Source organism: Deltaproteobacteria bacterium, assembly GCA_016874735.1.
Classification (GTDB): Bacteria; Bdellovibrionota_B; Oligoflexia; order Oligoflexales; family CAIYRB01; genus CAIYRB01.
On the sequence record VGTI01000041.1, the window covers coordinates 16995 to 32946 of the forward strand.

The window sequence follows — 15952 nt, forward strand, 5'->3', positions numbered from 1 at the left end:
AACCGCTTTGGGTAGGCACTGCATCTGCCCCTGCTGAACCGTATTTCTATCCGATATCCACCCAGCACCTCTTATTGGACTTTTGCAGTATAAGCGGATATGTTTATTTTTGACATTTATGTTATAATATGACATATGGGGGCTGGACTTGGACTCAGCTAGTCTAAAACGTCGCCTGAGAGATGCTGTTATCAATGGCCAACTTCGTTATACGGAGCATGCCCTCCAGCGGATGGATGAAAGGGGTTTTGTGTTCCCGGACATCGAAAGGGTGCTTAAAAGTGGCATGCATGACCAAGCCCGCGACACTCTGGTTGGAACTAATTGGCGCTATCGAATTTCCGGCACAACAATCGACGGCAATGCTCTAGCGGTTGTCATTGAAATGGAACCAGAGGTCGTCATCATCACGGTTATTGGGTGAAGGAGCTAAGTGTGAAAAAAACCATTAAAAAGAAGAATTACGAACTAAAGGGGTTCGGATTTCCAGTAGTCATCGCCGAAGTAGAATTGGTAGCTAACGGCGATGATTACTATCCCCGCATCGACAGCCGCAAAATACAAGATCTTGTATTCGACAGTTTGCGCCATGCACACTGTAAAATGATTGGCTCACAACTAGTTTTCATCAGAAAATATATGGACATGACTCAAGCTGAATTAGCTAAAGCCCTCGGGCTAGCAAGCCACACTACGGTCAGTCAATGGGAGTCTAGTGGCTCTAGCGTGCCCAAAGGCTTTGACTCCCTGTATATCGCAGCACTACGAGCACTGATGGCAAAGTATAGAGGCGAAGCAGCACTAGATTTAGCAACTTTTACTCGCGCTATCAGTGATGATCTCGATCCCCCTCAAACTGTCCTCGCGATCTCCGCATAATTGCCGACATCCTTTGAGAGCCTAATTTTGCCATCTATATCATCAAAAAAAACAATTCGATCGAGTTCGTCAGCGTCGAAGAAGTCAACCTCCACGATTACTAGGAGGTCCAGAGCGCAGGGTTCCGATGCATTGCAGTTTCTAAACCAGCTCACGGGAAAGCTCACTTTTGCGAAAGTTATTAGGTCAACGAAAAAGGTCGCAAGACTGTCAGTCCAGCTAGGGCTTGGGCCTGGGCCAAAAAACTTGGCTACCATCCGCAGCAGTGGGCTGAGTTGGCTCTTCAGGATTTGATAGATAAAGAAGGCCTAAAGGGCGTCACTGTTCGACTTGACGTAGCTTGACCGAAGCACCATTTCTGCGTCTTCCATAATTTCTGCGTCTTCCATAGCTTGGAGTGTGAAACACCCTTGGCCCTCAAAGATCCCAAAGTAGTGAGCGATTTAAAGAGCCTCAGTGTAGCCGCCTTCCGCGCCACGAAGCTTCTGCCAAAGCACATGCGACCAAAGATCGGCGGAAGGGTAGAGGATCACTGCCTAGATGCTTGGCTACTAGGCCGGCAGTTTGCCCTGACTACGAAAGAGCTAAAACCAGGCAATAGCCAGCTACTTCAAGAGGCGCTAGGCCATCTGGACAGTGTTGGCTGTCTATTCGAGCTGTGTCTTGAGCTTAGAGCTATCAGTGATGGCCAGTTTGGCGAAATCATCGCGCTGACAGAGGCCATCCAAAAACAACTCCACGGACTTCTCAAGACCTATGCCGTATCACCTAAATCATGATCTCCTCGGTCAGGTCTCTAACCTTGGCAACGTGACGCGAGCCTTTCGTGCCTGCGCTCGCGGTAAAAGGGGGTCTCGCGGCTATCAGCTGATGCAGATGCAGTTGGCTCGTGAGCTGGTTGCCATGAGTCACCAGTTGGCCAGCGGTGATTGGCCTTGGCAAGCCTACAATAGCTTCGTCGTGTGTGACCCTAAACGGCGGACCATTTACGCGGCACCCTTTAGGGACCGAGTCGTCCACCACGCGATCCACCAAGTGATTGCACCGCTGATCGAGCCACTTATCCCGCCCAACTCGTGGGCTTGCCGCAAGACGATGGGTAGCCGCAACGCCGTCAGTGCACTGACGGCGACTTTAAAAAAGCTGGGTAACGAGCGCTATACGGTCAAACTCGATGTCGCCAACTACTTTGCCTCGATCAGTCACGAGGTCCTTGGCCAGATGCTCCGCCGTGTGATGCCGGATCCCTCTCTTGATATCCTGCTCGCGTCACTGCTCAGCTCGCACCCGGAGTATGCTAGGTGCCGCCGTGGCATTCCCCTTGGCAACCTAACGTCTCAGCTCTTTGCTAACTTTTACCTAAGCCCAGTCGATCATCTCGCCGCGAGACACGAGGGTGACGTCTTTTACATCCGTTACATGGATGACATGGTTTTAGTGGGCGCGAGTAAAAAGACTGTGCTCGATCTAAAAGACCAAATCGTCGCCCTTTGCCAGCGGGAGCTCAGGCTCAAGATTCCTGTCCGTAAGACGGTGCATCTGGCGTCGGATCCCGTGCCCTTTCTTGGCTTCGTTCTTTATGGCACGGGCTACCACGTCCTTGCGCGGACGAAGAGGCGGCATCGACGCAAAGTTAATAAGCTCACGAAGGCGGGCAAGAGAGCGAGCGAGATTGCTGCCGTGGTCGAGTCGTTCGCGGCGTTTGCTAACCTGGACGACGCCTTGCGCATGGTTTCGAACTCGACTACTGTCACGAGCGGTGGACGGCCTAAGGCGTGAGCAGCGTAGGACGCGCTGCTTCGGGGGGCGAATTGGAACAATGGCTCGAACGCCGGTCTGTTCGCCGTCAATCTGAACAATGCGCCGACCAACACGAACACGAACATCGGGTTCCGCTGCGCGCTGCAGACTTGATCGACCATGCAAGAAGTCTGCTCTCACGGGAGCAGACCATGACTCAGGGTCAAGGCACCCGGCCGCTCACCTGGGCTGACCCACCGCTTTTGCGGTGGGGGTCCGAACCCCGCCCGTCAAGCTTGCGCATGAGCGAGCCAAAGGCCGGCAATACGTCGCGCTCAAGAAACTGGGCCGCCTTCTGGTGCCTTTGGTAAAGGGGAGCATCTGCCGCCAACACACCGATGATGCTGCCAATGGCGGCCCTAGCCTTATCGTAGTTAAGACGCTTTGCCGCACCAAATCCGTAGTAGCCGGCACCGAGGTGAGAAAGCACGTCGCGGCACCGGGCGTCAACAAAAGCGGCGAGGTCGGGTGTTTCATCGGCAAAGTTGAGCTGATCGCGGGCCGCTAGGAAAAGACGGTAGCAGGCTAGGTTGTGTATGGCTGCTGTCGCTAGGGATCCTGCCTTTGACTGAGTCGCCTTAGATGGAGGTGAAGGCGGCTCGCTAGTGCTGACGGGTGCCGCCACTCCTGCTGCCTCTTTCGTCAACTTGGCGTGAAAGCTCATGAGCGAAGCGCGGTCGACGTACCAGCAGTTGGCCACTTTGACGGCGCGGATCGCTTTGAGCTTGATGTACTTGCGGACGGTCTTTTCTGACATATGAAGGAGGCTCGCCGCCTCGTCTAGGCCAATCTCCGCGGGTGCTTCTTTGCGCTGGGCCATCGTGGATCCTCTTTCTTTGTATCGTTGCCGTCAGGTGTAGGCGTCGACGAGGTCGTCGATTATGCACGAGCAAGGCAGCCTTCGGGTAGGGAGAAGTGGAAAGCCTTCCGGAAGTTCCGGAACTTCAGCCGGCAAAAAAGCCAATGATTTACTAATAAACCGCCTTCCGTTTGTTTATAGAAAACTGCAAAAGGATTCATCAGCACCCATTTTAAAGTGATTAATACCGGATGCTTAAAGAGAACCGGAAAGGCGCAAAATGTTACCGCTCGGACTTTCCACTTCTCCCCCGCCCCTTTCCGGAAGTTCCGGAAGGGTGCCTAAAAAAGGCCTAAAATACAGAAAAATTAGTAAGAAGTTACCCATAGAAATCGAGTGGTTGTTAGAAAGTTCCGGAACTTCCGGAACGTTCCGGTTGGTCCAAGCCCTTCCGGAAGCCCTGAAGTTCCGAAATGGGACGATTTTGCAGGCACCTAAAATCTTGGAGGCTAGTTAAAAAATAGGCAAACCAAGTAAAATTAGATGTTTAAGAAAAACGACCCTAGTCCAGACACCGAGAAGTGGAAAGGAGAAGTGGAAAGGCATCCGGAACTTCCGGAACCACCCTTTCCGGAACTTCCGGAACTTCCGGAAGGCCAAAAAAATTTCCGCCCAGCTGTCGCTGGGCGGAAGAAACTCAATGATTAATGATCTAATGACACAATGACTAAATGATCACCCTAAGGCTGCAGCGCGCAGCGGAACCCGATGCCCGTGTGCGTGTAGGTCGGCGCAGAGGCCAGACCGACGGCGAACAGACCGGCGACCGAGCCATGGTGCCAATCCGCCCCCCGAAGCAGCGCGTTCCCTGCAGCCGTGCAGCCATAGTATTGACCCGCACCGTTCGCGGATGTGAGCGCGCCGCTGGGGCCTGCGACCTTCTTCTCCCAGTCTGTGACATTGGCGTTATCCCACTGGACCCAGCCAGTGTTGTACCAATTAACACTCGTGCACTGCATATCGGTCCACTCCCAGACGTTACCGGAGAGGTCCCAGATCACGTTGCCGTTACTCAGGACGTGGGTGCGCATTTGCGAGTTGTTGGCCGCCCCTGCAGAATAACCAGTGGTTGCATAGGACTGACCGGTGCCTGAGTAAATGTTGGTGTCTGTCCTAAGTGAGCAGGAAGCATTAGCTGCGTCCGCTAAAGACGCGGTGAGCGTGCAGTTAGTTACAGCCCCTTCGGTAGTAGCAGCAAGAGCATTAGCTGGGACGTTGTCAGTGTGTCCTGTCGCCAGTTGGATCCCAGCCGTCGAGTTGATATCGTTAATGGCCGTGGCCTCAATGTTGCGCGCCATCGTCATCCACTCGCCCTCAGTCACAAGATGGGCGCCGACACGCTGGCAGACGTCTTTGGCCTCGTACCAGCTGATACTGACAAATGGTGTACCGGAAGCGGTTGAGACTGGAAGGCCCGTGGTGCTGTCTTTTTTGGCCTCGTACTTCATGACGCAAAAGTCTTTAAAGCTAAACCTGTCATCTTTTGGGACTAACACATAGCCGGTGGGACAGGTCCCAGATCCTGAACCGGCGGTGGCATTAATCGTGATCGCGCCAGCCGTATTGTCGATGGTGACACCGGTGCCTGCCGTGAGAGTTGAAAGAGTGAAACCAGTGCCGTTACCGATGAGTAGTTGGCCGTTCGCTGCGCTCGATCCATCGACACCAATGCCGCCTCTAGCTGCACTGAGAGTACCAGAGCTGATCAACGCAGCACTATGTGGCGGGAGATCCGAGGCTTCAAGGGTGAGACCTTCGATGGCGCGGCCTTTCGCGTCGATTCTAAGTTTGGCGTAGGTACCTGCCACAATGCCGGTAGTTGATAGTGATGCTGTCGCAGATCCAGGCCCTGAGGCGGCGACATCACCGGTGAGTGCCGTCAGGTAGCTGCCTGCAGCCTGTTTACTGTTAAACGTGGTCCAGTCGGTGGCCGTTAGGTAGCCGTCGGTAGAGGTGGAAGACTGCGGAATTTTATTTGCCGGTAGTGCCGGGATTTCTGAGGCTGAGATTGCGGCGACAGTGACAGTGCCACCGTTTGACGTTTGTTTTAGAAACTGACCAGCCCCGCCCGTGCTAGCTAGATTTGCACCAGTGCCGCCGTTTGCAACTCCAAGAGTGCCGTTCACAGCATTAGTGGAGGCAAGATTCACGGTGCCGAACGTAGGTTGGTTGCTCGCATTCACCGTTAGGATATTGTACTGACTGCCTGCGGCCGTCGATGAGAGAGCTGAGCTGGACCCGATCACTACACCGTTATTGGTGAAAGCACCGACGCCGGTACCGCCGTTGGCTATGGCCAGGGTGCCGGTCGTCAGGCTAGTGGCACTGATGGGTGGAAGATCACCGGGCTCAAGAGTCGCGCCGCTGATGACGCGGCCTTTAGAGTCGGTGGTCACTTTAGTATAGTTGCCAGCAGTGCCCACAGCCGCAAGAGTGGGGTCTGGGAAGTTACCAGTGAGATCACCGCCCGCTGCACCTGTAGGCGCGACACCAGAGACCCAGTTGAGGGTCCCAGTACCGTTGGTTGAGAGCACTTGGCCAGCTGAGCCGTTAGTACCGGGTAGCTCCCACGTGAGCTGCGACGAAAGCGTATCGGGAGCTTTAAAGGCGACGAAGTTAGTGTTGGCTTTGTCGTTTAAGACGAGCTTGCTAGCGTTTGTACTGTCGCCTCTGACGGTGACGTCCCCATTAGATGTCACTGTCGAGGCTGTGAGAGCTCCAGTAGCCGCTGTGCCGGTCGTATTGATGGTGGTGGAGCCACCGATACTTGATGCTCCGTTGATCGTGGCGCCAGTTATAGTTTTGTTGGTCAGTGTTTCTGGGGCATCACGCGTCACGACTACGCCTGAAGCCGGAAACGTGGCTGTAGAAATGACACCGGTACCACCGTTACTCCTATCCAAGATCCCGCCGACCGAAGCTGCCTTAGAAAGGTCAATAGCACCAAAGGAAGGCTGACCCCCAGCGCTCGGCACGCGCAGAACCTGGTCAGCGCTCGGTGAGGCCGTCGCCACCAGATTACCGGTGCCGTTACCTAAAAGGACGCCGTTTAGGTTGAAGTTTGTGCTACCAGTACCACCTACGGCGACGGCTAGTTGCCCACTCGTAATCTTCGCTGCATTTAACTCTGGGATATCAGCTGCAGCTAAGGCGGTACTGCTTATGACCTGACCCTGGGCGTTTGTGATGACTTTGGCGTAAGTGCCAGCCGTACCGATATTGGCAAGACTCACGGTCACAGTTCCACTAGCAGGCGAGGCCGCGATGCCAGTGCCTGCACTAACGCTACTTACTTTATTTGAAAACGATGTGTAATCGGCGTTGGAAATTAGCCCTGCACTGACACCTGCTCCTGCCGAAGCCAGCGGGATATTGAGTGTATGGACACTGCCCACCGGTGTAAACGCTAGGCTGCTCCCATTGGTGGTGGTAGCAAAACTCTGCTCGCCAGCCGTGACCCCGCCTAGGCTCGTGACGCCTACGCCAGCTATGCCAAGCGCCTTGACGGCAGAGCCGTCCCAGTATTTGATTTGACCAGAGTTCTCGTTAAACCAGGTTTTGCCTTTGTCGTTAGTTGTGAGTCCAGTCGGATCCGCTGTGTGTGCGCTAAGGCCTAGGGTCTTAGACGCAGCCATCTCAATACTGCCGGCATTGGCAAGGGCGTTAGCGTTCATGTCGATTGCGCCAGTCATGGTGTCGCCACCTTTGTTTAGCGGCGTGTAGCCAAGGGCGTTTTGTTTGGCGTTAAAAGTTGTCCAGTCCGTAGCTGTCAGATAGCCATCGGTTGAGGTGGTAGCCTGCGGTATTTTATTTGCCGGTAGTGCCGGGATTTCTGAGGCTGAGATAGCGGCGACAGTAACGGTGCCACCGTTTGACGTCTGTTTTAGAAACTGTCCTACGCCACCTGTGGCGCTAAGGTCTACTCCCGTACCACCGCTTGCAAGTGGGAGGACACCACTCACGGCAGACGGGCTAGCGATGTTTAGAGCGCCAAATGACGGCACACCACCAGTCGTTGGTACCCGCAAGATCTGGTCGGCGCTGCCCGCTGCGGTGGTGAGTAGATTTCCTGCGTCGTTTCCAAGCACAACACCGTTCGCTGTGAAGTTCGTTGCTCCGGTGCCACCATTGGCGACTCCGAGAGTGCTGGATACCTCCGTTGCAAGGTTGATGTTGCCGCCACTGGCGGCTTCAGTAATCCGACCTTGTGCATCAACCGTAATCGTAGCGCGTGCGTAAGTGTTTGGGGTCACTCCGGTGGTGGAGAGACTGATGGTCCCACTGCTCGTGATCGGGCCGCCGGTAAGCCCAGTCCCCGTAGCCACACTGGTAACAGAGCCGCCACTGGCGAGCTTGGTGTAGGCGCTGCCATTCTCCGAGACCTTAAATTCGTTTGTACTTTGATCGAAATAAATGCGGCCATGTCCGCTGCTACTCAGCGCTGGGGCTGTGGTTGCTGGGAGTGATAACTGCGCAAGAGATAATTCACCAGTCACCGTATCGCCAGCTTTATTGAGCGGTGTGTAACCAAGTGAGGCGGTGATATCAGCGCTAGCGATTGTCCCTACCGTGACGATACCGCCAGAGGTCGTTTGTTTGAGGTAGTGCCCTGCGCCACCAGTAGCACTGAGATCGGCACCGGTACCTCCGTTGGCGCGCGCAAGTACACCCGTCACAGCAGCAGGCGAGCCCAAATTGACGCGACCAAACTCAGGACCACTGGCGCCCACTACAAGGACGTTATTTTGTACGCCGGGAGCTGTGGCCGAAATCGGTCCAGCGCCAGCTCCGACCAAGACGCCGTTATTCGTAAAACTTGTAGCTCCGGTCCCGCCACCCAGCACTGCGAGCGCGCCTGAACTAGTGCCGCTACTCGTGAGCGTTTGCGGCACCCACTCTGTGCCGCTATAGGTCAGCACCTGGCCTGGTTGCGGCGCGGTACTCGAAACCGTTTGTCCCTGGATGCTGCTGGCTGTTGCCGCGGCGGGAGTGCCCCAGACGAGCTCCCCACCAGCGTTCTTGGTGAGAAACTGGTTCGTAGCTGGAAGGGATTTTAGAGCTAGACCCAGAGTTCCGTCGCTACCGAAAGAGAGCGTCTTACCGTCTACCGGTACGCGCAACGCAAGAGGCACGTAGCTATACTTCTGACGTGGATAAGTTTTGCCGCCTGCGGTGATCTCAATAAAAACTGGCTCAGAGCCGTCACCAAATACGGCCTCGACCTGAGAAGGCATGAGATTGATATTAAGACTTATGACGCCGTTAGTGGGAAATACCCCTGTGTAAGGGTAGTTCTGGCCTAGTTGAGTGCCACCCGCTTCAGCAGTGTAAAACCTCACATCGATGTCGAGAGGCCCATCTATAGGTGACCCGTTAGCATTCGTCAGTCGTGCCGAGTAGACGAGTGGGTAGTAAGAAGCAGCTGCCACGGACTCACGGGTAAAAAGTAAACCTAACACCAGCAAGGCAACTTCAAGACCGTTGCATCGCCGATGTAGTAGTCCTTGTTTTCCCTTTGCTCTGCCCATGGTTCCTGGCCCTGCCACATCGTAGACATCAGTTCTGTGTGGCTAAGTTAGGTTATCGGAACCGAAGGGTGAAACTTGAGGTTTAAAAATTGAGCACTTATAGGGTCAAAGTTACGTGAAGTTAGGACCTAGTGTCAGGTTTTTTTACACCACGCATCTTACGCACGGTGACCCTGGAAACTTGGAGTCCTGCTCCTTGGAAACCCTGTGGCTTTAAAAGCCCCTTCCAATGCCTTTTCCCTTCGCTTCGCTACGCCTTCGTCCGTCCCTGATGGGACGGCCTCAGTTGCTTTAGTGATTTCTACACACCCTATGCACCTAAAGTGCTGGGGGCGCATCGCTAGTGGATGCAAGTTGCCGTGATGATGGTCGTTATACGTATACCTACGTATACGATCGTGACACGTACAAGATTCTAATCTTACGGAATCAATGACTTCTTTCGGGTTTAGCGCGGTATACCGCGCTAAACTGCACTAGATTGTGCGCACTCTCTACATAGGACAGGCAGCACATTTTATGTGTGACGGGAGCTAAAAAATGCGTGTCTAGCTGCTTCCCAACAACAACAAACGCCCAGCCGCAACCACTACATCACCGGAGCCAAAACCAAGTGGCTCTTTCCGCGCGCTGACAAGTGAGCCCTGACAAGTTCTTGGTGCTGAGCATGAGCGGGGCCACTGTTGGTGGAATTTTACATTCACCAAAGTGACAAATGACGCTCTACCAAAAAGACCGTGCCTGGCCCAAAGTGAACCCGCCGGAGCAGGGAGAGATGCGACTTTTTTTTCTGCTCAACACACGATGACACACCGTGGCAACTTGGATCATTCGCCGCAGTAAAGCGCTCGAGCCGACGGCTGTCCCACTTGCATGTGCAGCCACCCATTGCAGACTCGTGGCTGCGCGGGTCCCAGGGCGTTTAAGCTCTTTTTGGAGGACAGGTTTTTGCTCAGTTATTGTCACTCCCAGCTACCCAAAGGTGCGCTCGCTCGCTAGACTGGTGATAAATCACATGCGGAGTTTATATATGCGACTGACGGCTCATCTTTGGTCGACGGCAGGCCCGAAGGCACACCCCCTTTCAAAAACACCCTTTGAGAGGCCTAAAACGGGCCTTCCTTCGCGGGATCGAAGCAAGGGGTACTAGGGGCGAAGCCACTAGCTGGTCGAGCGTAGCGACGACCAGAGACCTGACGCCTTTGGCGTCGCGTCTGGGGGGCGCGGCATGCCGCGCCCATGCTTGCCCTCGCCTTCGAGAGGGGGTTGGAAACATAGTAAGCGCCGCTTTAAACCTATGAGGCCCCGCCGCAGGTGATCATGGGGGCTCTCGCCTAGTCTCCCCGACAGAGAGGGGCGGCTTTCTAGAAAACCCGCCCCGGAACAACTATGAGCTGAGCGCAGCCAAACAGTGGCAGCCGCATGGCACCTCCATATGAAACCGGCCCGACGGGAACTGCGGCAAGTGCCGCGCCTCTCGTGTGTCGTCGAAGCCTGCGTCACATTACCGGGCGGCAGCATGCTTGTGGCACACTGCCGTGAAAACTATATAACTGGGCGCCCCGCAACTATGTCGGGGGTCTTCTCGCTGCTTGCACACGGCGCGCAAAGAAAGTGTGACCGCCGCCCTTTTTAATAGTGGCGGCCGCGAGGCCGCTTTATTGGGCAAGCCGCGGCAAAGAAAGTTATCAGGAGTCACATAAACTACAAGTCTCGAGGCTTTTCTGTATTGGTTCCTAGTGTGGGCCGTTATGTGATTAAGGGTGAGCGAAATATTGGTCAGAGACTGTACGGTAATGTGTACGTGTCTGGCGCTTACTTTGTGCAGAGTTTTTTGTAGAGGCTGTGTTTTCGATTTAAAGCGAGTCTTGGGTGATTGTGTTTGGGTAGGAGAGCAAGCATGGGGCCAAGTCACTTGCCCCCCTGACATCGCCGCGCTGTGCTTGCTCGGTCCTGCCGCTCGCTGGCGCTGGCAGCTAGGGGCCTACTAGGCACCCTAATACCCCGATCACGTGCGCTCAGCGATTAAGACTCAGCGTTATAGGTTGGCGATAATCTCCGGCCCGATAGTCGGAACTTCACCGCTGGCTACGCTTGCGACCTGGCTTTTTGCTGGAAAGATCAAACGGCACCGTTTCGTCGAACTCTGCCGCCCAAATATCGGCGATATCTTCAATCTCTTCCATTGCGGCTTGGGTTGTTAATTTCTTGGAGCGAAGCCGGTTAACGATTAAGGCGACCGCCTGACAGCTCTCCACCGAGGTTTCGTAGAAATGAGATTTATTTGGCGTAGCAGCGGCCAGAGCATCCACACTTTTTTTGACGGAGATACTGACGTGCCCACGCTTGAGTTCATCTTTTAGTTTCGGTCTTCCCATTTTTAAGTCTCACTCACTTTAATATTTTATTAACCGCCGCCCGCCTTATACACATCACCGCGCGAGCCTATTTTGACCACGATGACCAAAAGCTCTTCATCCTCAATCTCGAAGATGACTCGGAAACTTCCGGCTGGAAATCTATAGCGACTATCGAACCCGGCCATCTTCTCAACCCACACGAGTTTGCGAGGGTCGTCCGCTAACTCATGTATCCTCTCGCTGATGTTGCGCTGGACCTTGGGAGGCAATTTATCGAGTACCTTTTGCGCGTCCTTTTTGATTTTGACTTGGTACACAAAGTCTCCGGGCCCCAGTTACTTATCGGCAAATCTCATATTTACTTTAGCCTAAAAAGGCGACAAAAACTACGCCGTTAAAAATCATTTGATTTCATATACTTGCCATATATTCGAGTTCGCTTCATTAGGCCGACCACCAGACAGCACCAGGACAACTTTTCTCCCAGTTTCCCAACCATTTGGCGCCTGCCGATACAGGAGTTAATACATGAGGGCCGCGCCCGACCGTAAGTGCCAGCTAAACGTCTTCGTCTGGTTTGCATATCGTAGCGCCATTATCAGCGAAGAAAACAGCAGCTCCATCCTCAAAAGTCGTGAGCTATCGCTGCTTCTTCGTATTTGTTCACCTAAAGCGCATTACTCGATAGCTAGGGTGTGATTCTTGGCACCGATCAGGCTTGGTCCCAAAGAGAAGGTGCTTGTTCCGGATACCAGCAAAGATGTCATTCGTTCCTGGCATGCCTCTATAAACGCCAAAAACCGCCATAGAATCGATTTTTACAGGCCCGGTAATAGTCCGGTATAGGATAACTCAAAAGCCTCTAGAAAGCCGTAGAATGGGCGTTATTTTTGATCTAGGCGTGAAAACCTTGGGGCTCAGATGTTTCATGATGGTCACCCCTTCGTGGCCGAGGCCTTGACGGCTCACCTAGCGTAACCTTCTCGCATCGCCAAGACGGTTGGCATCCGGATGGCCGGTACCTCAGGACTATGAATTCTGGTCGCTGTAAGAGACACAACTTACTTCCAAGCCTCCGTGTGATCGCTACTAGCCTCCCCAAACGAAGTATCTTCCTGAGGCTGCTGGTCTTTCTCGTCGAACAAAGTGCGAAAATAGGCATGCCGCTTTTCAAACTCTTCTGGCGCCGGCCAGCATCCGTTTTGTCGCATTCGCTTCATAAGCAGCGCCAAGGGTTCGTGAATCGTTTTGCCGCTCGACGTGTGGCGTAGCTCGAAATCAAAGTGCACTAGCGAACGCTGCACGACGTCAAAGGGGATCCCTAAGCTGCGCAACTGGAGAACTTGTGATTTGCCAAACCCGATGTCGGTCAGCATCGAGTAGTCCAAGTCCGCGGGTGACCATTCATCTTCTATGCGCGCGCGCGTTTCGGCAGTAGTAGTAGTTAAGAAATTAGTATTTATATAACTACTACTACTAGGGGGATTTGGCTCCGATCCTGGCTCCGATCCTGGCTCCGAATTGGCTCTGTTTTGGCTCCGAATTGGCTCCGATCCGGCTCTGATTTTGCTCACTGTGAGGTCCCGGTACACCGGCTCGGGGAGTAAATATCGAGTCCAGCCGCCCGGCCCTTTTTTAAACTGGTATCGGGAAACCCAGCCACTCTCTTCTAGTCTCTGCAAAGCCTTCTTAACCGCGCTGGGAGTGCTTTTCACTGCTGTTGCCAAATCGCCGCTGAAGATTTTTTCGCTCACGCGGCTTCCAGAAAATCGGCACGAGTCGTACACGAAATCGAGGCAGCGACTTTGAAGGCGCGACAGGTCTGCCAGCCCAAATTTTGGCTCCGATCCTGGCTCCGAATTGGCTCTGTTTTGGCTCCGAATTGGCTCTGATCCGGCTCCGATCCTGGCTCCGAATTCGGATGTTGGATCACCCACAGCGGCCTCGTTTTGGCTCCGAATTGGCTCTGTTTTGGCTCCGATTAGGGGCACTTTTGGCTCCGAATTGGCTCTGTTTTGGCTCCGAATTGGCTCTGTTTTGGCTCCGAATTTATCTGACGTAGTATTTGCCGCCGAAGTTTCGTGGTCTTCCCAAGGCATTGTTAGAGTTTTCTTGGGTAACTCCTTATTCGATTTGGCAATAATTGTTCGCTTCAACCTCTTGTCGTTAAGAGAGAGTGCCATTCATCACCTCCCTAAAGATCGAGCTTCGGGCGCCCGTTTCTTTTTCGAGGTGACACGATTATGAGCTTCATTAATTGACTGCTGCTTTGCAGCGTCGTTCAATCGAGCCCACACCTCTAGGATCACTTCACGCATTTCATCAGCGACAATACTTGTTGGACAGTATTCGGGTAGAGAGAGGTGCGATGCGATAGCCTCTTCACCATGAACCGACTCTCTTATCGCTCCGCCAGTGCAGCCTGGCACGTGTGCCAAATACCAGGAGCGTATTTCGGCACTGAGCTTCCTTGTGGACGTGAACTTAGTTGGTACGAAGATATGCGCAAAATTACGCCCAGTATCCCTCTTGAAATTATCGAGGTAGGCCTTGAAGGCCTGATAGTTACGAAAGTTGTTTATACGACATTCGAGCGGAGAGATAAGAGCATCACAGGCCATCAGAGCATTAGAAATCAGTAAGTTCCAGTTTGGCGAGCAGTCGAGGATGACAAGATCGTAGCGAGCCCTGAGGGGTTTGATAACTTTATCTCTAAGCCAGAAATCACGCATATTTCGACTAGAGATTTCTCGTTCCAAAGCTACAAGTTCAGGCGTCTCTGGAATGAAATCTAGCGTTGGAATGTCCGATTTGATGATTATGTCATCGAGAGTAACTTTACCTTGTGCAAAGTCGGACAGACCATACACGGATCCGATCTTTTCAAGAGCTGAGTCTAGGTTGTCTGATTCATCAAGATCGACTTGGTAGCCCAGTGCGTTTGTAACATCACACTGCATATCTAGACCAATAATGCACACCTTCTGATTATGAAGGGCTGCCAATCTACCAAGATTTAGCGCCAAAGTACTTTTAAGAACGCCGCCTTTTGTCGTGAATACAGCAACTACCATTGAGCCGCTAAGAGGTTTCATGAATCCGTAGCGCTCGCCAATAAGTGGCAAGTCGGCAATAGTCCAATTTCGACGAGGGTTACTTTTACCTCCCTCTCTTGAGGCTGCTGGAATCAAGCCAGTATTTTCAGCCTTGATGACAGCTTGTCGGGATACGTCGGCACCGAAGATTTTAAGTACCTTTTGAATCGTATACTTATTGGATTCCATAAACGGCCTCATCAAAAAAGTTCCAGCGCACATCGTTTACATTGATGCTAAATAGTATCATAAAAAAGTCAACCAGCAACTGACGACTCATGTTACCACCTTGTGTGCACGGAAGCTGATAATTGACCTCCGACCTAGGCGTGACTAAAGGCTCTGACAACTTCTGGTTTGTTTTTTAAAAAACCAATATATTACAATATGTTGCGGCAATTTTCTTGTATCAAAAAAATTTTTGCTAAAGTATTTATGGTAAATACCGATAATATTAAAAGTGGAAACCAGCAATGGCGGGTTATGATTGGCATGACGAAAAGAACAAAGAAAACATCAAAAAGCACAGAGTCAGCTTCGAAGAAGCGATCACGGTCTTCAGCGATCCGTTCCTCCGAATCGCCGGTGATCGCAGCGAAGACTACCCAGAAGACCGCTTCATCGCGGTTGGACAAAGTGGTTCAGGACTCAACCTTTTCGTCGTCTTCTGCGAGCGAAAAATCGAGGAAGAAGAAGTCATCTGGATTATCTCAGCGAGAAAACAAACACCTAAAGAAAAGCGCACCTTGGCAGGACTACGATTACGATAATTTACCCGAGTTAAGTCCTGAGCAGCTTTCTACTTTTAAAGTTGTCACTCGGGATCAGCATGCCAGGTTTAAGCGAATGACCGCCAAAGGACGTCGTGGGCGGCCTAAAAAACCATCGGATGAGAAAGAGAATATCCATTCAATCCGCCTTTCAGATAAATTCCTTGAAAAACTTAAGCTGCGAGCAGTTGAAAAAGGTTTTAACGCCTGGCAAACCTACGCCAAACAGGTGCTAGCAGAGGATATCGATCACGGATCCTAAGCTCATCCTGTTAGGATGTCTTGTCTAAGGCTCAAAGTTTTTTTGCGAGTTCTGGGATCGGAAGAATCAAAGTGTGTTGTTTTTCATCATTGGCTTCTAAGCAATTCGCACGATTTTTAATACTCTGAGGCGTTCAAAAAACCCCATCAAAAAAGCGGCCTGCAACTCCTTGAGCTGTGCGGGTCGGTAACAGCCGTCGGCATCGTTCAAAAATGAGATCTTGAATACTGCTAGCTTAGTGACGCAAACGACTAGGATAGCGTCATAAAAAGGTAGTTTTTATGCATCTATCAACCTCTTGACGGAGGTTCGACCGATTTGAAGGCGCCGTGCAATCTCTGATTGGCTTACTCCTCGTTTATGAAGAGTCTTAACCTTATCGGCATGCATACCGGCTGT

At 52.6% G+C, this 15952-nt stretch carries 13 protein-coding genes; 6 read left to right on the plus strand and 7 right to left on the minus strand.

The features are described from left to right. The first annotated feature begins 148 nt into the window (after positions 1 to 148). From FJ146_14545 to FJ146_14560, 4 genes are all read left to right on the plus strand, one after another. Positions 149 to 424, plus strand: a complete 276-nt coding sequence (locus tag FJ146_14545; protein MBM4253185.1) for a DUF4258 domain-containing protein — start codon at positions 149 to 151, stop codon at positions 422 to 424. Between the two features lie 11 nt (positions 425 to 435). Beyond that, positions 436 to 879 carry a hypothetical protein gene (locus FJ146_14550; protein ID MBM4253186.1) on the plus strand — a complete coding sequence of 148 codons (444 nt, stop codon included), beginning with the start codon at positions 436 to 438 and terminating at the stop codon, positions 877 to 879. 410 nt (positions 880 to 1289) lie between these two features. Beyond that, positions 1290 to 1658, plus strand: a complete 369-nt coding sequence (locus FJ146_14555) for a hypothetical protein (protein MBM4253187.1) — start codon at positions 1290 to 1292, stop codon at positions 1656 to 1658. Beyond that, complete coding sequence (locus FJ146_14560) at positions 1636 to 2658, plus strand: hypothetical protein (GenBank protein ID MBM4253188.1); 1023 nt, start codon at positions 1636 to 1638, stop codon at positions 2656 to 2658. The genes FJ146_14555 and FJ146_14560 overlap by 23 nt, the downstream gene beginning before the upstream one ends. Before the next feature lie 184 nt (positions 2659 to 2842). Here the strand turns inward: FJ146_14560 and FJ146_14565 are convergent, their stop codons facing one another. The 6 genes from FJ146_14565 to FJ146_14590 form a co-directional block, all read right to left on the minus strand. Further along, positions 2843 to 3499, minus strand: a complete 657-nt coding sequence (locus FJ146_14565) for a helix-turn-helix domain-containing protein (protein ID MBM4253189.1) — start codon at positions 3497 to 3499, stop codon at positions 2843 to 2845. 719 nt (positions 3500 to 4218) lie between these two features. After that, entirely contained in the window at positions 4219 to 9066 is a 4848-nt protein-coding gene (locus FJ146_14570) for a hypothetical protein (protein MBM4253190.1), read from the minus strand. Positions 9067 to 11144: 2078 nt separating this feature from the next. Next, positions 11145 to 11444, minus strand: coding sequence for a hypothetical protein (locus FJ146_14575; GenBank protein ID MBM4253191.1), 300 nt, complete (start codon positions 11442 to 11444; stop codon positions 11145 to 11147). Between the two features lie 29 nt (positions 11445 to 11473). Next, the gene (locus tag FJ146_14580) at positions 11474 to 11761 is read right to left on the minus strand and encodes a type II toxin-antitoxin system RelE/ParE family toxin (GenBank protein ID MBM4253192.1); all 288 of its coding nucleotides are present in this window, start codon (positions 11759 to 11761) and stop codon (positions 11474 to 11476) included. Between the two features lie 726 nt (positions 11762 to 12487). After that, positions 12488 to 13609, minus strand: coding sequence for a hypothetical protein (locus FJ146_14585; protein MBM4253193.1), 1122 nt, complete (start codon positions 13607 to 13609; stop codon positions 12488 to 12490). Positions 13610 to 13612: 3 nt separating this feature from the next. Next, the gene (locus tag FJ146_14590) at positions 13613 to 14743 is read right to left on the minus strand and encodes a hypothetical protein (protein MBM4253194.1); all 1131 of its coding nucleotides are present in this window, start codon (positions 14741 to 14743) and stop codon (positions 13613 to 13615) included. 251 nt (positions 14744 to 14994) lie between these two features. Between FJ146_14590 and FJ146_14595 the strand changes: the two genes are divergently transcribed. Both FJ146_14595 and FJ146_14600 read left to right on the plus strand, forming a co-directional pair. After that, entirely contained in the window at positions 14995 to 15291 is a 297-nt protein-coding gene (locus tag FJ146_14595; GenBank protein ID MBM4253195.1) for a BrnT family toxin, read from the plus strand. 76 nt (positions 15292 to 15367) lie between these two features. Then, positions 15368 to 15553, plus strand: coding sequence for a hypothetical protein (locus tag FJ146_14600; GenBank protein ID MBM4253196.1), 186 nt, complete (start codon positions 15368 to 15370; stop codon positions 15551 to 15553). Positions 15554 to 15832: 279 nt separating this feature from the next. Here FJ146_14600 and FJ146_14605 read toward each other — a convergent pair. Then, positions 15833 to 15952: helix-turn-helix domain-containing protein (locus tag FJ146_14605; GenBank protein ID MBM4253197.1), on the minus strand; the 120-nt coding region annotated here is incomplete at its 5' end.

Coding starts and splice junctions, on each gene's coding strand:
- FJ146_14560 (MBM4253188.1), top strand. CDS start 1,636: ATGCCGTATCACCTAAATCATGATCTCCTCGGTCAGGTCTCTAACCTT.
- FJ146_14600 (MBM4253196.1), top strand. CDS start 15,368: ATGACCGCCAAAGGACGTCGTGGGCGGCCTAAAAAACCATCGGATGAG.
- FJ146_14565 (MBM4253189.1), bottom strand. CDS start 3,499: ATGGCCCAGCGCAAAGAAGCACCCGCGGAGATTGGCCTAGACGAGGCG.
- FJ146_14575 (MBM4253191.1), bottom strand. CDS start 11,444: ATGGGAAGACCGAAACTAAAAGATGAACTCAAGCGTGGGCACGTCAGT.
- FJ146_14595 (MBM4253195.1), top strand. CDS start 14,995: ATGGCGGGTTATGATTGGCATGACGAAAAGAACAAAGAAAACATCAAA.
- FJ146_14570 (MBM4253190.1), bottom strand. CDS start 9,066: ATGGGCAGAGCAAAGGGAAAACAAGGACTACTACATCGGCGATGCAAC.
- FJ146_14585 (MBM4253193.1), bottom strand. CDS start 13,609: ATGGCACTCTCTCTTAACGACAAGAGGTTGAAGCGAACAATTATTGCC.
- FJ146_14590 (MBM4253194.1), bottom strand. CDS start 14,743: ATGTGCGCTGGAACTTTTTTGATGAGGCCGTTTATGGAATCCAATAAG.